We start from the raw sequence: 24,925 nt of genomic DNA, 5'->3' as shown, positions 1-24,925 counted from the left end.
GCAAATAAAGCGGAGAGACGATATGTTTGAATTCATGGATAGCCATACTGACGAAGCCGTCATCAAGGTGATCGGTGTCGGTGGCGGCGGTGGCAACGCCGTCGAACACATGGTGCGTCAGAACATCGAGGGCGTAGAGTTCATCACGGTGAACACCGACGCCCAGGCACTGCGCAACTCCAGTGCCAACACCACCCTGCAGATCGGCGGTGGCATCACCAAGGGTCTTGGCGCTGGCGCCAACCCGGAAGTGGGTCGTGACGCCGCCATGGAAGACAGGGAAGCACTGCGTGAGCTGCTGACCGGTTCCGACATGGTCTTCATCGCAGCCGGCATGGGCGGCGGTACCGGTACCGGTGCTGCGCCGATCGTGGCCGAAGTGGCCCGCGAGATGGGCATCCTGACCGTGGCCGTGGTGACCAAACCGTTCTCCTTCGAAGGGAAGAAGCGGATGGGCTTTGCCCAGCATGGTATCGAAGAGCTGTCCAAGAATGTCGACTCCCTGATCACCATCCCCAACGACAAGTTGCTGAAAGTGCTGGGCCGCGGTATCTCCCTGCTGGACGCCTTCAAGGCTGCCAACGACGTGCTGCTGGGCGCGGTACAGGGCATCGCCGAGCTGATCACCCGTCCGGGCCTGATCAACGTCGACTTCGCGGACGTGCGTACCGTCATGCGCGAAATGGGTACCGCCATGATGGGTACCGGTTCCGCCTCCGGTGACGATCGTGCCGAAGAAGCGGCAGAGAAAGCCATCTCCAGCCCGCTGCTGGAAGACGTGGATCTGGCCGGTGCCCGTGGCATCCTGGTCAACATCACCGCCGGCATGGACATGACCATCGAAGAGTTCGAAACCGTGGGTAATGCGGTCAAGGCCTTCGCCTCCGAGAACGCCACCGTGGTGGTAGGTACCGTAATCGATCCGGAAATGCACGACGAGCTGCGTGTGACCGTGGTTGCGACCGGTATCGGTGCCGAGCGCAAGCCGGACATCACCCTGGTCAAGAGCAGCCAGGTGCAAGAGCGCCCGGTGCGCCAGCCGCTGGTCAGCGACATGATGCAGGGCCGCGTGATGGAAGAGGCTCCGGCCAAGGTGGTCAACGCCGAGCCACAGGCTCGTCGCGAACCGGATTATCTGGATATTCCGGCGTTCCTGCGCAAGCAGGCTGACTAAGCCTCTTATGGGGCTGGTTTGTTTGTTGCTTAAGGAATGTGCTAAGATGGCCTGCCAACGACCATCTGGTCCGGATTTTAAGCTGTTTAGGGTACACCCATGATTAGACAAAGAACCTTGAAAACGAGTGTACAGGCGACTGGCGTCGGCCTGCATTCGGGCCGGAAAGTCACCATGACATTCCGTCCGGCTCCTGTGAACACAGGGATCGTTTACTTGCGTACCGACCTGAATCCTGTGGTGGAGCTGCCAGCCAATGCCGATCAGGTGCGCGATACCGTGCTCTGTACCGCACTGGTCAACGAAGCCGGTGTCCGTGTCTCTACTATTGAGCACCTCTCCGCAGCCCTTGCCGGGATGGGGATCGACAACCTCTACGTCGAGGTTGACGCGCCCGAGATCCCGGTGATGGACGGCAGTGCACACCCCTTTATCTACCTGTTGCAGGAAGTCGGGGTCCGTGAACAGAATGCGGCCAAGCAGTTTGTGCGGATCAAGAAGAGCATCCGGGTTGAAGACGGCGACAAGTGGGCGGAATTCCACCCCTATCGCAACGGCTTCAAAATGGATCTCGAGATCGATTTCCAGCACCCGGTGTTTGAAGGGCGCAACCAGCGTTGCGTACTGGACTTCTCCGGTGCCTCCTTCGTGAAAGAGATCAGCCGTGCCCGTACCTTCGGGTTCATGCGTGATATCGAGTACCTGCGCTCCCAGAATCTGGCGCTGGGCGGAAGCCTGGAAAACGCCGTGGTACTGGATGACTACCGAGTGCTGAACGAAGATGGTCTGCGCTACGAGGACGAATTCGTCAAGCACAAAATGCTGGATGCGATCGGTGACCTCTACATGTGCAACCGCAGCATCATCGGCGAATTCCGTGCCTACAAGACCGGCCATGCCCTGAACAACAAGCTGCTGCGTGCCTTGCTGGCCGAGCAGGAAGCCTGGGAACTGGTGACCTTTGAAGGCGAGGGCGACAAAGCGCCTATCGCTTACTACGACAACGGTCTGGTTCTGGCCTGATAGCTGTGCAACGGAACGTCGGTCCTCTCTCCGCACCGACGTTCCGTCATTTGTTTATTCCATCCTTCAATACCGATTATCTCCCGGTTTTATTTCCCGTGCAGTCCTTGGACCGTACCTGACCGAGCAGACAGATTTCTATGAGCATTACCCTGATCCTCCACGGCAAGCAGCGACGCAAGTTGCACGTACCCAAACAGCGTCTGGCCTGGGTCGGCGGTATCATTTTCTCCCTGTTGGCCCTGGGGGGCGGCTGGCTCTGGCAGAGCTGGCAGCAGAAAATGGACGCGCTGGAACTGGCGCTGGCCATGGCCGAGCAGCAATCCGCCAAACAGAGTGGCGACGAAGCCCGTGAACAACTTGCCATGCTGGCGGCCCAGGTGGGCACCATGCAGGGGCAGCTGGGGCGTCTCAATGCCCTCGGTGAACGTCTGACCGAGCAGGCAGACCTCGATCCCGAGGAGTTCAATTTCAAGGAACTGCCCCCCATGGGCGGTCCTTCCTACGATGAAGATCTGGAAGTCAGCCTCAACGAGCTGCAGGACTCCATGAAACACCTCAGCCAGCAGCTCAGCAGTCGTGAAGAGCAGCTGTCGGTACTTGAATCTTTCATCATGAATCACCATATAACCGATGCCGGTTTCATCTCCGGCACGCCGGTCCAGCAGGAGCGGGTCTGGGTGTCGTCCGGCTTCGGGGGGCGGGTCGACCCGTTCAACGGTCGGGCCAAGATGCACAAAGGGGTGGATTATCGTGGCAAGGTGGGCACCCCCATCCTGGCCACGGGCCCGGGTGTGGTGAGATGGGCCGGTCGTCATCCGGAGTTTGGCAATATGGTGGAGATCAACCACGGCAATGGCCTGGTGACCCGCTATGCCCACAACTCCAAGTTGCTGGTCGAAGTTGGTACCCTGGTCGATCAGGGTCAGAAGATTGCCTTGATGGGGCGTACCGGTCGCGCGACCGGCGTCCATCTGCATTACGAAGTGTTGAAAGACGGTCGTCAGGTCAACCCCGCACGCTTTCTGAGTGCCAGCCGGGGTTAGGTTTTTTTCTTCAGGTTCCAGTGACGGAACGCTTTTATAACCAGAAATAGTTGGTACCCATGATTAGCACACTGCTTACCAAGATTATCGGCAGCCGGAACGACAGAACGCTCAAGGCTTTGCGCAAAATTGTAAAACAGATCAATGCGATGGAGCCGCAGTTCGAGGCGCTGTCCGACGCCGAACTGCAGGCAAAGACCGCCGAGTACCGTCAGCGTCTGGAGCAGGGCGAGACCCTGGAGCAGCTGTTGCCGGAAGCGTTCGCCACCGTGCGCGAAGCCTCCAAGCGAGTATTTGGCATGCGCCACTTCGACGTACAGCTGATCGGCGGCATGGTGCTGAACTCCAACCGCATCGCCGAAATGAAGACGGGTGAAGGTAAAACCCTGACTGCCACCCTGCCGGCTTATCTGAACGCGCTCTCCGGTCGCGGCGTACACGTGGTGACAGTGAACGACTATCTGGCCAAGCGTGACGCCGAGGCGAACCGCCCGCTGTTCACCTTCCTCGGCATGACGGTGGATTGCAACGTACCGGGCATGGATGCATCCCAGAAGCGCGATGCCTACGCCGCCGACATCACCTACGGTACCAACAACGAATTCGGTTTCGACTACCTGCGCGACAACATGGCCTTCTCGCCGGAACAGCGCGTGCAGCGTCCACTCAACTACGCCCTGGTGGACGAAGTGGACTCCGTGCTCATCGATGAAGCCCGTACCCCGCTGATCATCTCAGGCCCGGCCGAAGACAGCTCCGAACTCTACATCCGTGTCAACAAGCTGATCCCGCTGCTGGTCAAGCAGGACAAGGAAGACACCGAAGAGTACACAGGCGACGGCCACTATACGGTGGACGAGAAGAACCGCCAGGCGCTGCTGACCGAGAACGGCCAGATCTTCGTGGAAGAGCTGCTCAAGAAAGAGGGGCTGCTCGACGAAAACGACTCCCTGTTCTCCGCCTCCAACATCAGCCTGCTGCACCACGTCAATGCCGGTCTGCGTGCCCATACCCTGTTTGAGCGCAACGTGGATTACATCGTCCAGAAGGACGAGATCGTCATCGTCGACGAGCATACCGGCCGTACCATGCCGGGTCGTCGCTGGTCCGATGGCCTGCACCAGGCCGTCGAGGCGAAGGAAGGGGTCAAGATCCAGAACGAGAACCAGACCCTGGCCTCCATCACCTTCCAGAACTACTTCCGCCTCTACAACAAGCTGGCGGGCATGACGGGTACCGCCGATACCGAAGCCTTTGAATTCCAGCAGATTTATGGCCTGGATACCGTGGTTATCCCGACCAACAAGCCGATGGTGCGCAAAGACATGGGCGATCTGGTCTACCTGACCGCCAATGAGAAATACGCAGCCATCATCGATGACATTCGTGGTTGCGTCGAACGGGGCCAGCCTGTGCTGGTTGGTACCGTCTCCATCGAGAACTCCGAGCTGCTCTCCGGCATCCTGACCAAGGAGAAGATCCCGCACAAGGTGCTGAACGCCAAGTTCCACGCCATGGAAGCGGAGATCGTTGCCCAGGCTGGCCAGTCCGGCGCCGTGACCATCGCCACCAACATGGCCGGTCGTGGTACCGACATCGTGCTGGGTGGCAACTGGCAGGCGGAGATCGCCGCGCTGGAGAACCCGACCGACGAACAGATCCGTGAGATCAAGGCAGCCTGGCAGGCGCGTCACGACGCGGTACTGGCCGCTGGCGGTCTGCACATCATCGGTACCGAGCGCCACGAGTCCCGCCGTATCGATAACCAGCTGCGCGGCCGTTCCGGTCGTCAGGGTGACCCGGGCTCCTCCCGCTTCTATCTCTCCATGGAAGATACCCTGATGCGGATCTTCGCCTCCGATCGCGTGACCGGCATGATGAAGAAGCTGGGTATGGAGCAGGGCGAAGCCATCGAGCACCCTTGGGTGACCAAGGCCATCGAGAACGCCCAGCGCAAGGTGGAAGGTCGCAACTTTGACATCCGCAAGAGCCTGCTCGAGTTTGACGACGTGGCCAACGACCAGCGCAAGGTGGTCTACGAGCAGCGCAATGAGCTGCTGGATACCGATGACATCTCCGAGACCATCCACGTGATCCGCGATGACGTCTACAACAACGTGATCGACGAGTACATCCCGCCCCAGTCTCTGGAAGAGATGTGGGACGTAGCGGGTCTGGAAGCTCGCCTCAAGGGTGACTTCTCCCTCGACCTGCCGCTGGTCAAGTGGCTGGAAGAGGATGACAAGCTCTACGAAGAGAAGCTGCGCGAGCGCATTCTGGATGAGGCTCGCAAGCTCTACGCCCACAAGGAAGAGCTGGTCGGCACCGCGGTGCTGCGCAACTTCGAGAAGGCCGTGATGCTGCAGACCCTGGATGGCCTGTGGAAGGAGCACCTGGCGGCCATGGATCACCTGCGTCAGGGCATCCATCTGCGCGGCTACGCCCAGAAGAACCCCAAGCAGGAGTACAAGCGTGAATCCTTCGATCTGTTCACCCAGATGCTGGAAACCCTCAAGCGCGACGTGGTCAGCATCCTGAGCCGGGTTCAGGTGCAGGAGCGCGACGTGGAGGCGATGGAGGCCCAGCAGCGCCAGCAGGCGGAAGCTGCTCCCCGCACCTACACCCATGCCAGTGCCGAGAACCAGCTGGCGGGTGAAGAGGTGGCCTCCGACGAGGGTCACACCACCTTCGTGCGGGACGAGCAGAAAGTAGGTCGCAACGATCCCTGCCCCTGTGGCTCCGGCAAGAAATACAAGCACTGTCACGGTCAGTTGACCTGATAACGCGCGATGCCATCACGAGGCGGGCCCAGTGCCCGCCTTGTTATTGATGAGGAACGCGCAGTGGCCGTATCTGACGAGGTAACCGAGATGGAACAGAAAAAACGGATCTGGGTGGCGGTGGGCGTCATCGAGAACGAGCGGGGCGAGATCTTCATCGCAAAGCGATCTTCCGACCGCCATCAGGGGGATCGCTGGGAATTTCCCGGTGGCAAGGTTGAGTCGGGTGAAGACTTGCTTACCGCCCTGGACAGGGAGCTGTGGGAGGAGATCGGCATCCGGGTACAGGATTGCTCCCCCTTCATGGAGCTGCACCACGACTATCCCGAGAAGCAGGTGTTGCTGGATATCTGGAAGGTGACGCGTTTTAGCGGCGAGCCCTATGGCAAGGAGGGGCAGGAGTGTCTCTGGGTGCCAGTGGCCGAGCTGCACAACTATCACTTCCCCGATGCCAATGGCCCCATAGTGGCGCGCCTGCAGGGCTGATCCTCTGATCCGGAAATGAAAAAGGGCCTTCAGGCCCTTTTTTGTATCTTGGTGGATGCGGCTTACAGCCAGCGGTCGCCCTCTTCCGGATCCGGCAACAGGTCGGGGTTTGTCTCCCCCGGGATGCGCTTCTCTTCATCGGCCCATTCGCCGAGATCGATCAGCTGGCAGCGCTTGCTGCAGAAGGGGCGAAACGGGCTCTGCGGGCCCCATTCCACTTCACTGTTGCAGGTAGGGCACTTGACCTTGGTGACCATGAGAACTCCTTAGCAGCAGGCGAGCTGGAACGGCACATCGCCAATCTGCTGCTCTGCGGTGGGCAGAAAGCGCAGGGCGAAGCGATTCTTGTGACCGCTCAGGGTCGGGTAGCACAGCAGGTTGTCCGCCAGTCTGATGCGGATCAGCTCGGCGCTCTCGGCGGTGTCCTGGAAGAAGCCGTTGGTGGCCACCTGATCGCTGAAGCAGCCTGACTCGCGCCACAGGCGCAGCAGCAGGGAGATGGCATTCATCATCAGGGTGATGTCGCTGAGCCAGCCCTGCATCTGTTGATGGCGGGTGATGGCCGGGGTGGCGAGCCAGTGGTGCAGCTGCGGCACGTCGAAGGCGCACAGGCCGCCCGGAATGGAGAAACGCTGGCGGATGGAGCCGAGCAGGCGATCTTCTTTCAGGCGGGCACCGGGGCGGGGGGCGTTCAGCAGGCTGCGGGAGAGCTGGCTGCACTCTTGCTGCATCAGCTTGACCTGCTCCAGATCCACGTCGGGCAGGTTGGCCCAGTGGCTCAGACGCTGGCTGAGGCGTTCCAGATCCTTGATAAGATCGGCCCGCAGATCGCCGCGCTCAAGCAACTCCTGCAGATCGAACAGCCCCTTGAAAAAGGCGATATGTGCCCAGGACTGGTCACTCTCCAGATTGTCGTGGATCTGGGAAAACAGGGATTCCAGACGCAGATAAGTCCGGCTTTTTTCATTGAGGGGGAAATCGTAAATCATGCCTAATCCTGGCCAGCCATAAACCGGCCTAGTGTACTCACTGTTGCTGGGCTTGTTGAGAGGCAAACGCCAGATATGTTTGGTGCAGGGCCAAAATTTGCGTTCTGATTGCCATTTTGTCCTCTGCCCGGTTGTCGAGGATGTCGTCGGCGACCGCGAGACGCTCATCCCGGCTGGCCTGAGCGGCCAGAATGGCTCGGGCCTGCTCCCGGCTCACGCCATCCCGGCGACAAGTGCGCTCAATCTGGGTCGCTTCGTCCACGTCGATCACCAGCACCCGATCTGCGAGCCCGGCGAGCCTGTTCTCCACCAGCAGGGGAACCACCAGCAGGCAATAGGGGGTGCGGGCGGCGGCGCACTGGCGCTGCATCTCGGTGCGGATGAGGGGGTGAAGCAGGGCATTGAGCCAGGCCTTGGCATCGGGTTCGCTGAACACCCGCTCGCGCAGCTGGCGGCGATCGAGCCGGCCATCGGAGGCGATGACATCCGGGCCAAAGTGGGCGGCGATGGCGGCCAGGGCCGGGGTGCCCGGTTCCACCACCTCGCGGGCGATGACGTCAGCATCGATCACGTCGATGCCGAGCTCGGCAAACTGGTTGGCCACCGTAGTCTTGCCGCTGCCAATTCCGCCGGTGATTGCGACTACATACATGGGTCAGAGCACCATTTCGAGATACCAGCGGGTGATGGTATCGCCCCACAGCAGGGCGATCCAGCCCGCGATGGCCAGATAGGGGCCAAAAGGAATGGGCTTGCCCTGATGGTGCTTGCGCAGCGCGATCAGCGTGATGCCAATGATGGCCCCAACCAGGGAGGAGAGCAGCAGTATGATGGGCAGGGACTGCCAGCCCAGCCAGGCCCCGAGCGCCGCCAGCAGCTTGAAGTCGCCATAACCCATCCCCTCCTTGCCGGTCAGCAGCTTGAAGGCCCAGTAGAGGCTCCACAGCACCAGATAGCCGACCATGGCCCCGATCACCGCGTCGGCCAGCGGTACAAAGCCACCCAGCAGATTGAACAGCAATCCGCCCCACAGCAATGGCAGGGTAAGCTGGTCGGGCAGCAGCATCTTGTCCAGATCGATAAAGGTGAGCGCCACCAGCACCCAGGTCAGCAGCAGGGCTGCCAACACCCCCCAACCCGGGTGCAGAGTCGTGGCTACCGCCACCGAGAGCAGGGCTGTCAGCAATTCCACCAAGGGATAACGGGTCGAGATGGGGGCCTGACACTCCCGGCAACGACCCCTGAGCCAGAGCCAGCTCAGGAGCGGGATGTTCTCGAAGGCCGTGATGGCATGGCCGCAGTGGGGGCAGGCGGAGCGCGGCACCATCAGGTTGTAACGCTCAACCGACTCGCTGTTTGGCGCTTGTGTCTCGAAGTAGCCGTGATACTCGGCCTGCCACTCCCGCTCCAGCATGATGGGTAGGCGATGGATCACCACGTTGAGGAAGCTGCCGATCATCAGGGAGAAGAGAAAGACCAGGGAGAGATAGAGCCAGGGCAAGCCGTGCGCCAGCTCGATAAGAAGTGTCATAACCAACCGTCAGTCATCAAATGAAGGAAAGGGCATGGGCGGCCTTGGCCTGCATGCCCTCATGAATCAACCCACAACATCGCCAAGCTTGAAGATGGGCAGGTACATGGCGATCACCATGCCGCCGACCAGCACCCCGAGCACTACCATGATGAGGGGTTCCAGCAGGCTGGTGAGGCCATCCACCAGATCATCCACCTCCTGTTCGAAGATGGTAGCGACTTTGGAGAGCATATCATCAATGGCGCCGGACTCCTCGCCGATCATCACCATCTGGATCACCATGTCGGGGAAGAGATCCACGGTGCGCATCGCCACATTGATCTGCATGCCCGCCACCACCTCGTTGCGAATGGCCATGACGGCGGTGCGATAGACATAGTTGCCGGAGGCCCCCGCCGCCGAGATGAGTGCATCCACCAATGGGATACCGGCCGAGAAGGTAGTGGAGAGGGTGCGGGCAAAGCGGGCCATGGCGGCTTTGTGCAATATCATGCCGACCACCGGGATGGTCAGCACAAACTTGTCGGTGTTGTCTCTTACCTTTTGAGAAGCGCGCCAGGCGCGGACATAGAGGAAGATGGCGAGCGCCGCCCCGCCGAAGAAGACATACCACCAGTTCTGCATGAAGCGGGAGATGCCGATGACGAACTGGGTGAAGATGGGCAGCTCGGCGCCGAAGCTCTTGAAGATGTCTTCGAACTGGGGGATGACGAACAACAGCAGAATGGAGGTGACGACGATGGCCACCAGGATGACCATGGTGGGGTAGAACATCGCCTTCTTGATCTTGGACTTGAGCGCTTCCGACTTTTCCCGATAGGTGGCGATACGATCGTAGATGGTCTCCAGTGCGCCGGACTGCTCGCCCGCCTCCACCAGATCGCAGTAGAGGGCGTCGAAGTAGCGGGGATGGCGGCGCAGCGCCTCCGACATGGGGGTGCCGGTCTCCACGTCGGCGGCGACGATCCCCATCAGCTCGCGCATCGAGGCTTTTTCATGGCTGCGAGCGATGATCTGCAGGCTCTGCACCAGTGGTACGCCAGCGGAGAGCATGGTGGTGATCTGGCGCGAGACGATGGCGATATCCATCGGTTTGATCTTGGCGCCGCCCTTGGAGAACAGCCCCTGGGATTTCTTGGCCACCTTGGTGACATTGACCCCCTGCTTGCGCAGCTCGGCCTTGACGGTATTGATGCTGTCGGCCTGGAGTTCGCCAGAAACTTTCTGGCCCTTGCGGTTGACCCCGCTCCAGCGAAACGCGAAGACTTTTTTGGGGGCATTATTCTTGTTGGTTAGCGTTGCCATCACTGCATCCTGCAATTGGGTCGGGCGCAGGGTGTCTCACACCTCTTCGCCATTGACCTGGTCAAGGTCCCCGGTTGGCACTTGCCAGCGGGATACTGATTCGATGGGGGGCCATCTTGGCGCCTGCCCGATTTGCTCTCTGGCATCCCGTATTTATGTCGCCAGCTTCCAGAAGGCGTTACGGCAGGATCCGGCATTGTCCGTAGAGGGGCACCCCTTAGTCAGTTGGTGGTGACCCGGTTCACTTCCGCCAGACTGGTGACACCCAGGCGGGCCTTTTCCAACCCGGAGGTGCGCAGTGTTCGCATCCCTTCCTTCTGGGCGATGGCGGCGATCTGCAGCGAGTTGGCTCCCTGCATGATCAATTTTGCGATATTTTCCGACATCAGCATGATTTCGTAGATGCCGACCCGTCCCTTGTAGCCGCCCGAGCACTCCTTGCAACCCACCGGCTTGAACAACCGCAGCCCCGCCGCCAGTTGCTGCGGGGTAAAGCCCAGCTCCAGCAACTCGGCTTCCGGCACCACTTCGGGCGCTTTGCAGTGATCGCACAGCTTGCGAGCCAGCCGCTGGGCCATGATCAGGGTCACCGAGGAGGCGATGTTGAAGGCGGGCACCCCCATGTTCATCATCCGGGTCAGGGTCTCGGCCGCCGAGTTGGTGTGCAGGGTGGAGAGCACCAGGTGGCCGGTTTGCGCCGCCTTGATGGCGATCTCTGCGGTTTCCAGATCCCGTATTTCCCCCACCATCACCACATCCGGATCCTGGCGCAGGAAGGAGCGCAGGGCGCTGGCGAAGGTGAGGCCTGCCTTGGGATTGACCTGCACCTGGTTGACGCCGGGCAGGTTGATCTCCACCGGATCCTCGGCGGTGGAGATATTCACCTCTGTGGTGTTGAGAATGTTGAGACCGGTATAAAGCGAGACCGTTTTGCCTGAGCCGGTTGGGCCGGTCACCAGGATCATCCCCTGGGGTTTGGAGAGGGCGCGCAGGTATTGCGCTTTCTGCCGATCGTCAAAGCCGAGCTGTTCGATATTGAGCCGCGCCGCCGAGGAGTCCAGCAGACGGATAACGATCTTCTCCCCCCACATGGTGGGCAGGGTGTTGACCCGCATGTCCATCGACTTGTTGCGCGACAGCTTCAGCTTGATGCGCCCATCCTGGGGTAGGCGCCGCTCGGCGATATCGAGCCGCGCCATCACCTTGAGACGGGCCGAGAAGCGGTTGGCCAGATTGACTGGCGGTGTGGCGATCTCGTGCAGGATGCCGTCAATGCGAAAGCGGATGCGGTACTTCTGCTCATAGGGTTCGAAGTGCAGGTCGGAGGCGCCGCGCTTGATGGCATCCATCAGGATCTTGTTGATGTATTTGACGATGGGGGCGTCATCGTCCGTGGTGTTGACACTCTCGTCGAGGCGACTGCCCTCGTCGGAGACCTCAAGATCCGAGATTTCGGACTCGTCGATCTCCTCCATGCCGAGTACGTCAGTCTCGTTTTCCAGTAGCTTGCCGATGGCGGTGGTGAGCTTGTTCTCTTCCACCAGCAGCGCCTCGGTATGAAGCCCGAAGCTGAAGCCGAAATCTTCCAGTGCCGACACATTGGTCGGATCCGACATGGCGATATAGAGGGTGTGGCCCTGGGTGTAGATGGGCAGCACATGGTGTTTCTCAATCAGCTTCTGATTGAGGTACTTCTGCGGGATCTCGGCCAGATCGAAGGCGGCAAGATCCAGCAGAGGTACCCCATACTCCAGCTCGCAAAAATCGGCCAACGCCTTACTGTCGAGGATCTGGTTCTCCACCAGAAATGCCACGAAGGGTTTGCGCTGGGCCTTGGCCTGACTCAGGTAGCGCTGGGAATCCTCTTCGCTGATCAACGAAGAGGCGGCCAGGCTTATCGCCAGGCCGCTATGGGGGCTAGAGGTCATGCGTTAGCATTTGCCGTCAGTCTTGCAAGAACCTGAAATAGTCCACAATACTTGCTGACCTTCAGTTGTCAGATCATTTGTTACCAAAGAGTAGGTTGAGTCATCCAAATTATTGCTTGCTGTGGCAAGGATAGTAACAACGTTACCAGAATCAGTTACGGCTACGCTTGCCAAGTTTCCAGTGAGATCGGAAGCTCCTGAGACAGCTGCTAAACCAGATGCTGCACAGTCTGCAGCAAGAGTGCTTGCTCCTCCTGTGTGACCTTGTACACATACTTCAACAGCGGTTTTAGCTGGCCCAGTTGCCGAAATCACTTCAGTGAATTTTGCGCGTTTTGTATAGCTTTGATACGCCGGCAGTGCAATAGCAGCCAAGATGGCAACGATCGCGACTACGATCATCAATTCGATAAGGGTAAAGCCTGACTGTTTCTTCATTTTAAATATCCTTTTATCCATTGTTCCTGGGAAGTGGCGGTGGAAAACTAACCACACGTCAATATCTTATCTGAGCGGATGGCGTTGGCAACAAGTGCGCAGGCCCGTCATTAAAGTTTTTGATCCAATCCTCTATTTGGGTGAAAAAAGAGCGAAAATTGACCTGTTTCTGCTTAATTGCCTCCCCCTTCTTTTGTTGCTGGTACGACATATAAAGAAAAGGCGCCGAGGGCGCCTTTTGCAAGTCGAGGGCCCGGTTATGTTGACGGGCCTCTCAATGAGTCTGTTTTAGCTGCCTTATCAAGCCATTACCTATAGAGGTGATGGTATCTGCCGGATATTCGGCTGGCGTAGCCGGAACGGTCACAATCCGTTCAGATAAAGCGCATGGAGAGATCCAGCGCCCGAACATGCTTGGTCAGCGCGCCCACCGAGATATAGTCCACTCCGGTCGCGGCAAACTCGGCCAGAGTCTCCAGGGTAACGTTGCCGGAGACCTCCAGCTTGGCACGCCCCTGATTGATGGCGACCGCTTCGCGCATCATGGGCAGGCCGAAGTTGTCCAGCATCACGATATCGGCGCCGGCGGCCAGCGCCTGCTCCAGTTCAGTCAGGGATTCGACCTCGACCTCCACCGGTTTGTCCGGATTGAGGCGGCGGGCCTCCTGGATGGCGCCGGCGATGCCGCCACAGGCAAGGATATGGTTCTCCTTGATGAGGTAGGCGTCGAAGAGGCCGATGCGGTGGTTCTTGCCGCCGCCGCAAGTGACGGCGTACTTCTGGGCACTGCGCAAGCCGGGAATTGTCTTGCGGGTGTCGAGCAGTCGGCAGCCGGTCTCTTCCAGCTCGGCCACATAACGGGCGGTGAGGGTGGCGACGCCGGAGAGGGTCTGCACAAAGTTGAGGGCATTGCGCTCGCCGGTCAGCAGCAGGCGGGCCGGACCATGGAGGCGGAACAGCTCCTGATTGGGGGAGAGGCGCTCGCCATCTTGCACCAGCCACTCCACCTTCACCTCGCCGCCGAGCTGGGTAAAGACTTCATCCACCCAGGGCTGGCCGCAGAAGACGCCGGCCTCGCGGGTGATGACCCGGGCGCTGGAGAGGCGATCGGCGGGGATCAGCTGGGCCGTGATATCGGCGCTGGCATCCGGCTGGTCCAGCGTGGTGAGGGCATCGCCCAGATCTTCGAGTAGTGCGGCGCGCACGGCGCGGCTGACATCCTGTTGAAACATGCCTTATTCCTGCAAGGGTCTGAGCAGCAATTGCCGCTCCTTTTGAACCAGCTCCAGCCGACCGAGGGCATTCATGCCTACCAGCACCTCGTCTCCCTCTGCCGCCGGATTGATGAAGATGGCCAGATCGTACAAGGTCAAAGGGCCCATCGCCAGCGTTTCGATGGTGCCGTTGCTGACCCGGATCATCCCGGCCGCCGTATTCACCTGGCTGCTGCCATGGGCGGGCAGCCCCAGCCGTTCGGCGACCGGCAGCGGCACGGTTATGCGGGTGGCGCCGGTGTCGAGCAGCAGTTGCACCGGCTGACCGTTGATGGCACCCTCCAGACGATAGTGGCCGCTCTGGTCGGCCCTTAGCAGCAGTTCGCCGCTGGCGGTGACGCTCGGCTGGGAGCGGGAGTGGAAGTAGAGGGTCAGCAGACCCATCAGAGAGAGCCAGGCCAGTAACCAGAACCAGCGCGCCGTTTGCTGCATACCTCATCCATATCGAGCCAAAGATGACCCAGCCTAACACACATTTTTCCATCGACGCCGCCGGCTGGTGCCGGGAGGCACGCCGGGTTCCGTCCCCCCATCACAACGAGCGCCCCGTACCGGACGATATCTCCCTGCTGGTGGTGCACGGCATCAGTCTGCCTCCCGGCGAGTTTGGCGGCCCCTCTATCGACGATCTCTTTATGGGCAGGCTGGATCCCGGGGCGCATCCCTATTTTGCCGACATCCATCAGCTGCGGGTCTCGGCCCACTGCCTGATCCGCCGCGATGGCGAACTGGTGCAGTATGTGCCGTTTACTGCCCGCGCCTGGCATGCGGGAGTATCCAGTTGGCAGGGGCGGGAGGCATGCAATGACTTCTCCATCGGTATCGAGCTGGAAGGGACGGATGAGCTTCCCTACACGGAGGCGCAATATGCAGTGCTGATTGGGCTCGCTCGGGCCATTTGTGACCATTATCCGGCCATCACTCCGGAAAAAATTGTGGGTCATTGCGATATCGCACCGGGGCGCAAGACGGATCCGGGGGACAGCTTCCAATGGCAGGATTTTCGCAAGAAACTCAACGTTTTCTGTAAAAATTAAAATTCATTTTGCCTTTTTAAATCAATGGCTTGCCAATGTGGCGGGCCATTTTTGTTGTTGGTTATCCAAATGTTATTTGTGAGCTATCTCAAGAATATTGGTAAGACCATTTTCTATGAGCTAAATCATGTTTGCACCAATTTACCCCTTAAGTGGTGCCTTTCATTCTTGATTCAGATCATCTTTTGGGTGGACTTTTCAATGCCCCTCTGCTAATTTTCGCCCCATCCATAAAATTGGTAATACCAATTTAACAAAGTAGCCTCATGCCCTATCGCAAGATCACGCAACCCAAGTTAGCTGACGCCATCGTCGCCGAACTGGAACAGATGATTCTGGAAGGCAGCCTGCAGCCGGGACAGAAACTGCCTCCCGAGCGCGAGCTGGCCATCCAGTTTCAGGTTTCGCGCCCCTCCCTGCGCGAAGCCATCCAGCGGCTGGAGGCGCGCGGGTTGCTCTATCGCCGTCAGGGCGGTGGCACTTATGTGCAGAATGCCCTGAGCAAGGGGATCGCCGATCCCCTGTTCGAGCTGCTCAGCACCCACCCCGAGGCCCGCTACGATCTGCTGGAGTTCCGTCATGCGCTGGAAGGCATCTGTGCCTACTACGCCGCATTGCGGGGCACAGAGTCAGATTTCGAGCGGATCCGCAAGGTGCAGATCTCCATCGAGGAAGCTGGGCAGCTGGGGTCGCTGGTGGCGGAATCCGCTGCCGTGACCCAGTTTTATCTGGCGGTGGCCGAGGCCTCCCACAACGTGGTGCTGCTGCACCTGTTGCGGGCCATGAGCCCCATGCTGGAGCAGAACATTCTGCAAAATAACGAGATTTTGAATCGCCGCCCGGGAGTGGTAGCCAAGATCCGTCGCCATCGTGCGAGTCTGATCGAGGCTATTCTTTCGGGGGCTCCGGAGCGGGCCAGAGCTGCTTGTCATGAGCACCTGGCCTTTATCGAGGACACCTTGTTGGATATGCAGAGGGAAGACAGCCGGATCCAGCGATCCATGCGTCGGATCCGTCAGCAGGAAAACTAATCCCACAAGGCTTTCTTTTATTGTCGAATGCTTGCGCCCTTCGCCGTGCAATGCCGTGCAATCACAACAAAATAGGAACCAGCCATGTCTGATATCCTGAAGAACGATGTGGACCCGATAGAAACGCTGGAGTGGCTTGCCTCTCTGGAATCCCTGCTGCGTGAAGAGGGTCCCCAACGCGCTCAGTTCATCCTTGAACAGTTGGCCGAGAAAGCCCGCGCAAGCGGTGTGGACGTGGCTGCCAAGGCAAACCGCGATTACATCAACACCATTCCGTCCAGCGAAGAGCCTGACTACCCGGGCGACCTGGAGATGGAGCGCCGTATTCGCGCCATCATCCGCTGGAACGCCATGATGATCGTGCTGCGCGCCTCCAAGAAAGACCTGGACCTGGGTGGTCACATGTCTTCCTTCGCTTCTTCCGCGACCATCTACGAAGTCTGCTTCAACCACTTCTTCCGTGCCCGCAACGAGAAGGATGGTGGCGACCTGGTTTACTTCCAGGGTCACATCTCCCCGGGCATCTACGCCCGTGCGTTCGCTGAAGGTCGTCTGACCGAAGAGCAGCTGGACAACTTCCGTCAGGAAGTAGATGGCAAGGGTATCCCCTCCTACCCGCACCCGAAACTGATGCCGGACTTCTGGCAGTTCCCGACCGTCTCCATGGGCCTGGGCCCCATCGCCGCCATCTATCAGGCGCGTTTCCTGAAGTACCTGACTGACCGTGGCATCAAGGATTGCTCCGAGCAGACCGTTTACGCCTTCCTGGGTGACGGCGAGATGGACGAGCCGGAAGCCAAGGGCGCCCTGACCGTTGCCGTGCGTGAAAAGCTCGACAACCTGGTGTTCGTGGTCAACTGCAACCTGCAGCGTCTGGATGGCCCGGTTGTCGGCAACGGCAAGGTCATCAACGAGCTGGAAGGCCTGTTCGCCGGTGCCGGCTGGGATGTCACCAAGGTGATCTGGGGCCGCAAGTGGGATGAGCTGCTGCGCAAGGATACCTCCGGCAAGCTGATCCAGCTGATGAACGAAACCGTGGACGGTGACTACCAGACCATGAAGTCCCGCGACGGCGCCTATGTTCGCGAGCACTTCTTCAACCGTTATCCGGAAACCGCCGCCCTGGTCAAAGACATGACCGACGAGGAGATCTTCGCCCTGAACCGCGGTGGTCACGATCCTCGCAAACTGTTTGCTGCCTTCTCCAAAGCCGCAGCAACCAAGGGCAAGCCGACCGTTATCCTGGCCAAGACCATCAAGGGCTATGGCATGGGCGAAGCGGCCGAAGGCAAGAACATCGCTCACCAGGTCAAGAAGATGGAGCTGGACTCCGTGCGTCACCTGCGTGACCGCTTCAGCCTGCCGGTATCCGACGAGCAGCTGGCCGACCTGCCGTACCTGAAGATCGAAGAAGGTACCGAAGAGCACAAGTACCTGCACGCCCGCCGTGCTGCACTGAAGGGCTATGTACCGACCCGTCTGCGCGAGAGCACCACCAAGCTGGAAATCCCGGCACTGGACGCTTTCGGCCCGCTGCTGGGCGAACAGGCGCGCGAAATCTCCACCACCATGGCGTTCGTGCGTTCCCTGAACGTGATGCTGAAAGACAAGTCTATCGGCAAGCGCATCGTCCCGATCCTGGCTGACGAAGCCCGTACCTTCGGTATGGAAGGTCTGTTCCGCCAGATCGGTATCTACAGCCCGCACGGTCAGCAGTACACTCCGCAAGACCGTGACATCGTCTCCTACTACAAGGAAGACAAGCAGGGTCAGGTTCTGCAAGACGGTATCAACGAACTGGGCGCCATGTCCTCCTGGCTGGCTGCTGCGACCTCTTACAGCACCAACGACTGCCCGATGATCCCGTTCTACATCTACTACTCCATGTTCGGCTTCCAGCGGATCGGCGACATGGCGTGGGCAGCCGGTGACCAGCAAGCCCGTGGCTTCCTGCTGGGCGCGACCTCCGGTCGTACTACCCTGAACGGCGAAGGTCTGCAGCACGAAGATGGTCACAGCCACATCCTGGCCAACACCATCCCGAACTGCGTCTCCTACGACCCGTCCTACGCCTATGAAGTGGCGGTGATCGTACAGGACGGCCTGCGCCGCATGTACGGCGAGAACCCGGAGAACGTGTTCTACTACATCACCACTCTCAATGAAAACTATGCGATGCCGGCCATGCCGGAAGGCGCCGAGGAAGGCATCCGCAAGGGTATCTACAAGCTGGAATCCGTGGCCGGCGACAAGGCCAAGGTTCAGCTGCTGGGCTGTGGCTCCATCCTGGGTCACGTGCGCAAGGCCGCCCAGATCCTGGCCACCGAATACGGTGTCGGCTCCGACGTGTTCAGCGTCACCTCCTTCAACGAGCTGGCTCGTGACGGTCAGGACGCGGATCGCTGGAACATGCTGCACCCGACCAGCGAAGCTCGCGTGCCGTACATCGCTCAGGTGCTGGGCACCGAGGCCACCATCGCCGCGACCGACTACATGAAGTCCTTCGCCGATCAGGTCCGTGCCTTCGTTCCGACCGAGAACTACCGTGTGCTGGGTACCGACGGTTACGGCCGCTCCGACAGCCGTGCCAACCTGCGTCGTCACTTTGAAGTGAACGAGTTCTACGTGGTGGTTGCTGCCCTGACCGAGCTGGCCCAGCGCGGCGAGATCGACAAGCAGGTTGTGGCCGAGGCCATCACCAAGTACGGCATCGACGCCGACAAGGTGAACCCGCTGTACGCGTAAGAGGATCAAGTGCCGTGCCGGGATAAGCTGCCCGGCACGGTCTTGCAAAGGTTAACGCGAGATGCGCGTGAGGCTGTCAGCCAGCAACGCGGATGTACGCAAGAGGATAAAGCACAATGTCCAAACAGATTATGGTGCCGGATATCGGCGCCGATGAGGTTGAAGTTACCGAGATCATGGTAGCCGTAGGTGACAAGGTCGAGCTCGACCAGTCCATCATCGCGGTAGAAGGCGACAAGGCCTCCATGGAAGTCCCGGCGCCGGCCGCCGGCATCGTTAAAGAGATCCTGATCAAGGTAGGCGACAAGGTCGCCACCGGTTCCCAGATTATGATCTTCGAAGCCGAAGGCGCTGCCGCCGCACCTGCAGAAGTTGCTGCACCGGTTGCTGCTGCCCCTGCCGCCGCTCCGGCTGCTGCCGCCCGTCAGGACGTGCACGTACCGGACATCGGTGGTGACGAAGTCGAAGTCACCGAGATCATGGTTGCCGTGGGCGACGTGGTCGAGGCCGACCAGTCCATCATCGCCGTGGAAGGTGACAAGGCCTCCATGGAAGTGCCGGCACCGTTCGCCGGCCGCGTGGTCGAGATCAAGGTTGCCGCCGGCGCCAAGGTTTCCACCGGTTCCCTGGTGATGGTATTCGAAGTGGCTGGCGCCGCGCCGGTTGCTGCCGCTGCACCGGCTCAGGCTGCCGCCCCCGTGGCTGCTGCCCCTGCTGTTGCCGCCGCCAAGGACGTCAACGTACCGGACATCGGCGGTGACGAAGTGGAAGTCACCGAGATCATGGTGGCCGTGGGTGACAAGGTTGAAGCCGACCAGTCCCTGATCGCCGTGGAAGGTGACAAGGCCTCCATGGAAGTCCCGGCTCCGTTCGCCGGTGTGGTCAAGGAGATCAAGGTGAAGGCGGGTGACAAGGTCTCCACCGGATCGCTCATCATGGTATTCGAAGTGGCTGGCGCCGCGCCGGCTGCCGTTGCTGCCCCGGCCCCTGCCGCAGCCCCGGCTCCGGTCGCTGCTGCTCCGGTTGCTGCCCCTGCGCCGGTCGCCCAGGCTGCTGCCTCTGACTTCGTCGCCAACGATGCCTATGTCCACGCCTCTCCGGCGGTACGCCGTCTGGCTCGCGAGTTCGGCGTCAACCTGGCCAAGGTGAAGGCCTCCGGTCGCAAGGGCCGCATCGTCAAAGAAGACGTGCAGGCTTATGTGAAGGATGCGGTCAAGCGCGCCGAGTCCGCACCGGCTGCAGGTCAAGGCTCTGGCAACGGCATGAGCGTACTGCCGTGGCCGAAGGTCGACTTCAGCAAGTTCGGTGACGTGGAAGAGGTCGAACTGACCCGCATCCAGAAGATCTCCGGTCCGAACCTGCACCGCAACTGGGCCATGATCCCTCATGTCACCCAGTTCGACGAAGCCGATACCACCGAGCTGGAAGCGTTCCGCAAAGAGCAGAACGTGCTGGCCGAGAAGCAGAAGCTGGACGTGAAGATCACCCCGCTGGTGTTCATCCTGAAAGCCGCCGCCAAGGCCCTGGAAGCCCATCCGCGCTTCTGCAGCTCCCTGTCCGAAGACGGCAGCAAGCTGATCATGAAGAAGTACATCCACATCGGTGTGGCGGTGGATACCCCCAACGGTCTGGTTGTGCCGGTTGTGCGCGACGTCAACAAGAAGGGCATCATCGAGCTGTCCCGCGATCTGGCCGAGATCTCCAAGAAGGCTCGCGCCGGCAAGCTGACCGCGTCCGACATGCAGGGCGGCTGCTTCACCATCTCCAGCCTGGGTGGCATCGGTGGTACCAGCTTTACCCCGATCGTCAACGCGCCGGAAGTGGCCATCCTGGGCGTCTCCAAGTCCGAGATGAAGCCGAAGTGGAACGGCAAGGAGTTCGTGCCGCGTCTGATGCTGCCGCTGGCTCTGAGCTACGACCACCGCGTCATCGATGGTGCCGATGGAGCTCGCTTCATCACCACAATGAATGGCGTACTGTCCGACATTCGTCGACTGGTCCTGTAAGTGAGAGGGCGGGCCCAGAGCCTGCCCTTTTTACTTCTCATTTCGTTAACAGGATTGTAAACTTGCCCCGTTTTTTTCACGGCTGCAGCCGCCTTGTTTTGCAACAAAAAGAAGGTTTAAGAGTGCGCAGTCCTGGGGATATAAGAACGACAAAGAGGTCATGATGAGTAAAGAAATCAAAACCCAGGTCGTAGTACTGGGTGCTGGCCCTGCCGGTTATTCCGCTGCTTTCCGCGCCGCCGATCTGGGCCTGGATACCATTATCGTCGAGCGTTACTCCACCCTGGGTGGCGTCTGCCTGAACGTGGGTTGCATTCCCTCCAAGGCCCTGCTGCACGTCGCCAAAGTCATTGAAGAAGCGAAGGCGCTGGCCGAGCACGGCATCGTCTTCGGTGCCCCGCAGACCGACATCGACAAGGTGCGTCTGTGGAAAGAGAAGGTCATCACCCAGCTGACCGGCGGTCTGGCCGGCATGGCCAAGATGCGTAAAGTCCAGGTTGTGAATGGCTTTGGCAAGTTCACCGGTCCGAACACCCTCGAGGTGGAAGGCGCCGATGGCAAGACCACCATCACCTTCGACAACGCCATCATCGCGGCCGGTTCCCGTCCGGTGAAACTGCCGTTCATCCCCCATGACGATCCCCGTGTATGGGACTCTACCGACGCGCTGGAGCTGAAAACCGTTCCCGGCAAACTGCTGGTCATCGGTGGCGGCATCATCGGTCTGGAGATGGGTACCGTGTACTCCTCCCTGGGCTCCGAGATCGATGTGGTGGAATTTGCCGATCAGCTGGTACCGGCAGCCGACAAAGACATCGTCAAGATCTACACCAAGCGCGTTGCCAAGAAATTCAACATCATGCTGGAGACCAAGGTCACTGCAGTTGAAGCCCGCGAAGACGGCCTGTACGTCTCCTACGAAGGCAAGCACGCTCCGGCCGAGCCGGTTCGCTACGACAACGTGCTGGTTGCCGTTGGTCGTGTGCCGAACGGCAAGATGCTGGACGCCGAGAAGGCGGGTGTTGCCGTCAACGAGCGCGGTTTCATCGAGGTGGACAAGCAGCTGCGTACCAACGTGGCTCACATCCACGCCATCGGTGACATCGTCGGTCAGCCGATGCTGGCCCACAAGGGTGTTCACGAAGGTCACGTTGCCGCTGAAGTCATCGCCGGCAAGAAGCACTACTTCGACCCGAAAGTGATCCCGTCCATCGCCTACACCGAGCCGGAGATGGCTTGGGTTGGTCTGACCGAGAAGGAAGCCAAGCAACAGGGCCTGAACTTCGAAGTCGCCACCTTCCCGTGGGCTGCTTCCGGTCGCGCCATCGCGTCCGACTGCTCCGACGGCATGACCAAGCTGATCTTCGACAAGGAGAGCGGCCGCGTCATCGGTGGTGCCATCGTGGGTACCAATGGTGGTGAACTGCTGGGTGAAATCGGTCTGGCCATCGAAATGGGGGCCGACGCCGAAGATATCGCCCTGACCATCCACGCTCACCCGACTCTGCACGAGTCCGTGGGTCTGGCTGCCGAAGTGTTCGAAGGCTCCATCACTGACCTGCCGAACGCCAAGGCCAAGAAGAAAAAGTAATTTTCTTCAATTGGTTGCACAAGAAAGCCGCTCAATCGAGCGGCTTTTTTTGTTGCTGCACTTTTTATTGATGCCTGTTGCTGCACTTCCCGTTGCAGCTCATGCGGCCTGGTCGGAAGTCACTGCCTTTAGCAGCGTCCCTTCTTCGCCTGGCCCGGAGGGCAGAAGGTGCCGTAACCGTCCCTGCTGCCATCACTGATGCGGATGCGGGCGTCATCGACGCTCACATCGGCACTGTGTACCCGTACCGGTCCACTGCTGCAGGCACTGAGCAGTCCCCCCAGCAACATCACGACAACCAGCTTGCTCATACTGCCTCCTGTTTTTCCCTGATTATGAGGCATTTCCGGCCTTTGGAGCAGAGAGGGCGAGGGGGCTGCGTCATGGTATGGCGCGACCATGAAAAAGGGCGCCAGGGCGCCCCCGAATAATCTCGCAATGCTCATCACAGGCGGAAGCTGCCGACCAGTTTATCGAGCTGGCCGGATAGCTGCTGCAGGCTGCGACTCGATTCGGTCAGCTGATGAGCGATGTCGGCGGTCTCCATGGTGAGCTGGTTGATATCTTCCACGTTGCGGTTGATCTCGCCGACCACGCTGGACTGCTCCTCGGTGGCGGTGGCCACCTGAATGTTCATGTCGCTGATCTGGGTGATGTGGGCGGTGATCTGGCCGAGCGCCCCGTTGGCCTCATCTGCCTGGTTCACCACTTCCAGACTCTGGTTGCGGCCCCGGGCCATGGCGCTGACCGCACGGGCACTCTGCTCCTGCAGCCGGTTGATCATCTCCTGGATCTCCGCGGTGGAGGCGGCGGAGCGGCTGGCGAGGTTGCGCACCTCGTCGGCCACCACGGCGAAGCCACGGCCCTGTTCCCCGGCCCGGGCCGCCTCGATGGCGGCGTTGAGGGCCAGCAGGTTGGTCTGCTCCGAGATGCTGCGGATGGTGTCGAGGATGCTGCCGATGGAGTCGGTCTGGCTGGCCAGGGATTCAATGACGCCAGCCACCTGCTCGATCTCGCCGGAGAGATCGACGATGCCGTGGCGGGCCTGGGCGACCACCTGGGCCCCCGCATCCGCCTGATCGTTGGCCTGTTTCGCCACGTCTGCCGCCTGCGACGCATTGCCGGCGATCTCGCTCACCGTTGCCCCCATCTCGTGGATGGCGGTGGCCACCTGCACGGTGCGGTCGCGCTGGGCGGTGCAGTTGTGCTGGGTCAGTTGCGCCTTGCCGGCTACCTCGTTGGCGGTAGCGGCCAGTTGGCGGGAGTTGTCGGCCACCTGCTCGATGGAGGCGTGGATCTTGGCCACGAAGTTGTTGAAACCGCTGGCCACCTGGGCCAGCTCGTCACGCCCTTCCACCTTGAGGCGGCGGGTCAGATCGCCATCGCCGCTGCCAAGCTCCTTGAACAACCCGGCCAGGTCGTTGAGCGGTCGGCTCACCGAGCCCGCCAGCAGCATGCCCATGGCGCCCATGGCCAGCGCGATGACGAGAGAGATCATCAGGATCTCGTTGCGGGTATGGGCCAGTCCGGCATAGATCTCGGCCTGGGGCACCTGGGTGACCAGATACCAGTCCAGCATGGGGATATAGCTGCTGGCCAGCACCATGGGTTGGCCGTCCACCTCGGCGTTGATGACGGCGAAGGGACGCTTGGCGAGCAGGCTGGCACTGTCACCGCTGACCAGCGCGCCCAGGGTATCGCGATCGATATGACTGGCGTTGGGGTGCAGCTTCACCTTGCCGCTGCCATCGACCATGAAGACGATGCCGCTTTGCTCAAGCCGGAAGCTGGAGACCATGGCGACCATGGCATCAAGGGATTTGGCAAATCCGGCCAGGCCGCGGCCATCGAGTTGCTGGAAGTTGACGAACAGCTTCATCTCGCCGTTGCTTTCGCGAAAGATGCTGAGAGTCATCTCCTTCTGGCTCTTGGTGTAGTCGTAGAACCAGGCATCCTGGGTTGGTGTCAGGTTGCGCAGGAAGCCGTCCTGGTTGTAGTAGGCCGCGCTCTGGCGATCGGCGAAGGAGGCGGTCACCAGACCATACTGGCTGGCCACGTCCTTGAGCTGGTTGATCAGGATGGGTTCCTGCTCTTTGGGCATCCCCCTGTCCACCCAGTCGAGGATGAAGCGATCGGTGGCCAGCTGCCGTGCCGCCTGGGCGATCCCCTTGAGATCCTGTTCGATCTCCTTGCTGATCCGCTGGGTCAGGTTGGGTAGCTCCTGCTCGAACATCCGCTTCTCGATCAGCTGCTGGGCCGAACGCTGGCTGAAGTAACCCACCAGCAGGCAGGAGAGCACGACGGCCAGAGTGATGGTGGCCAGGATTTTCTGTTTGAGTGTCAGGCTTGCAAGCATAAGAGTGACTCGGGTGGAGGAACACGGGATGAGTTGATATTAGCGGCCAGGGGGCCATGCCCTTGAGTCAAGGGACACCTTTATTCGCAGATTACGTTTGCGCTCACAGGAGGCGAATCCCGTATGGCACCAAGGATGCGTGCTGGTGACCACCTGCCACGCGGATGCAGTTTGCGATCATC

General features: G+C 60.1%; 21 protein-coding genes. 10 read left to right on the top strand and 11 right to left on the bottom strand.

Features of this window, described 5'->3' with window-relative positions; translation table 11 throughout:
- Window positions 1-22: 22 nt before the first annotated feature.
- The 5 genes from ftsZ to mutT all read left to right on the top strand — a co-directional run bounded on the left by ftsZ (window position 23) and on the right by mutT (window position 6,509).
- Window positions 23-1,174 carry a cell division protein FtsZ gene (gene ftsZ / locus LA321_RS04410; protein WP_026456700.1) on the top strand — a complete coding sequence of 384 codons (1,152 nt, stop codon included), beginning with the start codon at window positions 23-25 and terminating at the stop codon, window positions 1,172-1,174.
- A gap of 99 nt (window positions 1,175-1,273) precedes the next feature.
- Entirely contained in the window at window positions 1,274-2,197 is a 924-nt protein-coding gene (gene lpxC / locus LA321_RS04405; protein WP_026456701.1) for a UDP-3-O-acyl-N-acetylglucosamine deacetylase, read from the top strand.
- 140 nt (window positions 2,198-2,337) lie between these two features.
- Window positions 2,338-3,243 carry a M23 family metallopeptidase gene (locus tag LA321_RS04400; RefSeq protein ID WP_042025086.1) on the top strand — a complete coding sequence of 302 codons (906 nt, stop codon included), beginning with the start codon at window positions 2,338-2,340 and terminating at the stop codon, window positions 3,241-3,243.
- Window positions 3,244-3,302: 59 nt separating this feature from the next.
- Entirely contained in the window at window positions 3,303-6,023 is a 2,721-nt protein-coding gene (gene secA / locus LA321_RS04395; protein ID WP_042070818.1) for a preprotein translocase subunit SecA, read from the top strand.
- A 90-nt stretch (window positions 6,024-6,113) separates the two neighbouring features.
- Entirely contained in the window at window positions 6,114-6,509 is a 396-nt protein-coding gene (mutT, locus tag LA321_RS04390; protein WP_042071005.1) for an 8-oxo-dGTP diphosphatase MutT, read from the top strand.
- A gap of 62 nt (window positions 6,510-6,571) precedes the next feature.
- Here mutT and yacG read toward each other — a convergent pair whose 3' ends face one another.
- The 9 genes from yacG to LA321_RS04345 form a co-directional block, all read right to left on the bottom strand.
- Entirely contained in the window at window positions 6,572-6,766 is a 195-nt protein-coding gene (gene yacG / locus LA321_RS04385; protein ID WP_026457308.1) for a DNA gyrase inhibitor YacG, read from the bottom strand.
- Window positions 6,767-6,775: 9 nt separating this feature from the next.
- Complete coding sequence (gene zapD / locus LA321_RS04380; protein ID WP_042070816.1) at window positions 6,776-7,498, bottom strand: cell division protein ZapD; 723 nt, start codon at window positions 7,496-7,498, stop codon at window positions 6,776-6,778.
- 37 nt (window positions 7,499-7,535) lie between these two features.
- Window positions 7,536-8,150 carry a dephospho-CoA kinase gene (coaE, locus tag LA321_RS04375; protein WP_042070814.1) on the bottom strand — a complete coding sequence of 205 codons (615 nt, stop codon included), beginning with the start codon at window positions 8,148-8,150 and terminating at the stop codon, window positions 7,536-7,538.
- Window positions 8,151-8,153: 3 nt separating this feature from the next.
- Window positions 8,154-9,029: a prepilin peptidase gene (locus LA321_RS04370; protein WP_042070812.1), complete on the bottom strand. Its 876-nt coding sequence runs from the start codon at window positions 9,027-9,029 to the stop codon at window positions 8,154-8,156.
- Between the two features lie 66 nt (window positions 9,030-9,095).
- On the bottom strand, window positions 9,096-10,337 hold the full coding sequence (locus tag LA321_RS04365) for a type II secretion system F family protein (protein ID WP_026456598.1): 1,242 nt from the start codon (window positions 10,335-10,337) through the stop codon (window positions 9,096-9,098).
- Between the two features lie 221 nt (window positions 10,338-10,558).
- Window positions 10,559-12,265: a PilB family type IVa pilus assembly ATPase TapB gene (gene tapB, locus LA321_RS04360; RefSeq protein WP_042070810.1), complete on the bottom strand. Its 1,707-nt coding sequence runs from the start codon at window positions 12,263-12,265 to the stop codon at window positions 10,559-10,561.
- Between the two features lie 3 nt (window positions 12,266-12,268).
- A complete protein-coding gene (locus LA321_RS04355) occupies window positions 12,269-12,703 on the bottom strand; it encodes a pilin (RefSeq protein WP_042070808.1) in 435 nt (144 codons plus the stop codon).
- A gap of 374 nt (window positions 12,704-13,077) precedes the next feature.
- Window positions 13,078-13,935, bottom strand: a complete 858-nt coding sequence (gene nadC, locus LA321_RS04350) for a carboxylating nicotinate-nucleotide diphosphorylase (RefSeq protein ID WP_042070804.1) — start codon at window positions 13,933-13,935, stop codon at window positions 13,078-13,080.
- A gap of 3 nt (window positions 13,936-13,938) precedes the next feature.
- Window positions 13,939-14,409 (bottom strand): retropepsin-like aspartic protease family protein, encoded by a 471-nt coding sequence (locus LA321_RS04345; protein ID WP_042070802.1) that lies wholly within the window; start codon window positions 14,407-14,409, stop codon window positions 13,939-13,941.
- Between the two features lie 23 nt (window positions 14,410-14,432).
- Here LA321_RS04345 and ampD point away from each other — a divergent pair, with 23 nt between their 5' ends.
- The 5 genes from ampD to lpdA all read left to right on the top strand — a co-directional run bounded on the left by ampD (window position 14,433) and on the right by lpdA (window position 22,387).
- On the top strand, window positions 14,433-15,014 hold the full coding sequence (gene ampD, locus LA321_RS04340) for a 1,6-anhydro-N-acetylmuramyl-L-alanine amidase AmpD (RefSeq protein WP_042070800.1): 582 nt from the start codon (window positions 14,433-14,435) through the stop codon (window positions 15,012-15,014).
- Between the two features lie 266 nt (window positions 15,015-15,280).
- Complete coding sequence (gene pdhR, locus LA321_RS04335; protein ID WP_026456603.1) at window positions 15,281-16,045, top strand: pyruvate dehydrogenase complex transcriptional repressor PdhR; 765 nt, start codon at window positions 15,281-15,283, stop codon at window positions 16,043-16,045.
- An 84-nt stretch (window positions 16,046-16,129) separates the two neighbouring features.
- Window positions 16,130-18,790, top strand: a complete 2,661-nt coding sequence (aceE, locus tag LA321_RS04330) for a pyruvate dehydrogenase (acetyl-transferring), homodimeric type (protein ID WP_042070798.1) — start codon at window positions 16,130-16,132, stop codon at window positions 18,788-18,790.
- A gap of 116 nt (window positions 18,791-18,906) precedes the next feature.
- On the top strand, window positions 18,907-20,796 hold the full coding sequence (aceF, locus tag LA321_RS04325; RefSeq protein WP_042070796.1) for a pyruvate dehydrogenase complex dihydrolipoyllysine-residue acetyltransferase: 1,890 nt from the start codon (window positions 18,907-18,909) through the stop codon (window positions 20,794-20,796).
- A 163-nt stretch (window positions 20,797-20,959) separates the two neighbouring features.
- Window positions 20,960-22,387 carry a dihydrolipoyl dehydrogenase gene (lpdA, locus tag LA321_RS04320; protein WP_042025101.1) on the top strand — a complete coding sequence of 476 codons (1,428 nt, stop codon included), beginning with the start codon at window positions 20,960-20,962 and terminating at the stop codon, window positions 22,385-22,387.
- Between the two features lie 128 nt (window positions 22,388-22,515).
- On the opposite strand, the gene LA321_RS04315 is transcribed toward lpdA, so the two are convergent.
- Window positions 22,516-22,698, bottom strand: coding sequence for a hypothetical protein (locus LA321_RS04315; RefSeq protein WP_026456693.1), 183 nt, complete (start codon window positions 22,696-22,698; stop codon window positions 22,516-22,518).
- A gap of 134 nt (window positions 22,699-22,832) precedes the next feature.
- On the bottom strand, window positions 22,833-24,743 hold the full coding sequence (locus tag LA321_RS04310) for a methyl-accepting chemotaxis protein (RefSeq protein WP_042070794.1): 1,911 nt from the start codon (window positions 24,741-24,743) through the stop codon (window positions 22,833-22,835).
- Between the last annotated feature and the right edge of the window lie 182 nt (window positions 24,744-24,925).

Source organism: Aeromonas enteropelogenes (assembly GCF_020097295.1).
Taxonomy (GTDB): domain Bacteria; phylum Pseudomonadota; class Gammaproteobacteria; order Enterobacterales; family Aeromonadaceae; genus Aeromonas; species Aeromonas enteropelogenes.
Note: the sequence above shows the minus strand (reverse complement) of the source record. Positions and strands in the feature narration are given on the sequence as shown.

Excerpts from the sequence above, each read along its gene's own strand:
- ftsZ (WP_026456700.1), top strand. The coding sequence starts at position 23 with ATGTTTGAATTCATGGATAGCCATACTGACGAAGCCGTCATCAAGGTG.
- lpxC (WP_026456701.1), top strand. The coding sequence starts at position 1,274 with ATGATTAGACAAAGAACCTTGAAAACGAGTGTACAGGCGACTGGCGTC.
- LA321_RS04400 (WP_042025086.1), top strand. The coding sequence starts at position 2,338 with ATGAGCATTACCCTGATCCTCCACGGCAAGCAGCGACGCAAGTTGCAC.
- secA (WP_042070818.1), top strand. The coding sequence starts at position 3,303 with ATGATTAGCACACTGCTTACCAAGATTATCGGCAGCCGGAACGACAGA.
- mutT (WP_042071005.1), top strand. The coding sequence starts at position 6,114 with ATGGAACAGAAAAAACGGATCTGGGTGGCGGTGGGCGTCATCGAGAAC.
- yacG (WP_026457308.1), bottom strand. The coding sequence starts at position 6,766 with ATGGTCACCAAGGTCAAGTGCCCTACCTGCAACAGTGAAGTGGAATGG.
- zapD (WP_042070816.1), bottom strand. The coding sequence starts at position 7,498 with ATGATTTACGATTTCCCCCTCAATGAAAAAAGCCGGACTTATCTGCGT.
- coaE (WP_042070814.1), bottom strand. The coding sequence starts at position 8,150 with ATGTATGTAGTCGCAATCACCGGCGGAATTGGCAGCGGCAAGACTACG.
- LA321_RS04370 (WP_042070812.1), bottom strand. The coding sequence starts at position 9,029 with ATGACACTTCTTATCGAGCTGGCGCACGGCTTGCCCTGGCTCTATCTC.
- LA321_RS04365 (WP_026456598.1), bottom strand. The coding sequence starts at position 10,337 with ATGGCAACGCTAACCAACAAGAATAATGCCCCCAAAAAAGTCTTCGCG.
- tapB (WP_042070810.1), bottom strand. The coding sequence starts at position 12,265 with ATGACCTCTAGCCCCCATAGCGGCCTGGCGATAAGCCTGGCCGCCTCT.
- LA321_RS04355 (WP_042070808.1), bottom strand. The coding sequence starts at position 12,703 with ATGAAGAAACAGTCAGGCTTTACCCTTATCGAATTGATGATCGTAGTC.
- nadC (WP_042070804.1), bottom strand. The coding sequence starts at position 13,935 with ATGTTTCAACAGGATGTCAGCCGCGCCGTGCGCGCCGCACTACTCGAA.
- LA321_RS04345 (WP_042070802.1), bottom strand. The coding sequence starts at position 14,409 with ATGCAGCAAACGGCGCGCTGGTTCTGGTTACTGGCCTGGCTCTCTCTG.
- ampD (WP_042070800.1), top strand. The coding sequence starts at position 14,433 with ATGACCCAGCCTAACACACATTTTTCCATCGACGCCGCCGGCTGGTGC.
- pdhR (WP_026456603.1), top strand. The coding sequence starts at position 15,281 with ATGCCCTATCGCAAGATCACGCAACCCAAGTTAGCTGACGCCATCGTC.
- aceE (WP_042070798.1), top strand. The coding sequence starts at position 16,130 with ATGTCTGATATCCTGAAGAACGATGTGGACCCGATAGAAACGCTGGAG.
- aceF (WP_042070796.1), top strand. The coding sequence starts at position 18,907 with ATGTCCAAACAGATTATGGTGCCGGATATCGGCGCCGATGAGGTTGAA.
- lpdA (WP_042025101.1), top strand. The coding sequence starts at position 20,960 with ATGAGTAAAGAAATCAAAACCCAGGTCGTAGTACTGGGTGCTGGCCCT.
- LA321_RS04315 (WP_026456693.1), bottom strand. The coding sequence starts at position 22,698 with ATGAGCAAGCTGGTTGTCGTGATGTTGCTGGGGGGACTGCTCAGTGCC.
- LA321_RS04310 (WP_042070794.1), bottom strand. The coding sequence starts at position 24,743 with ATGCTTGCAAGCCTGACACTCAAACAGAAAATCCTGGCCACCATCACT.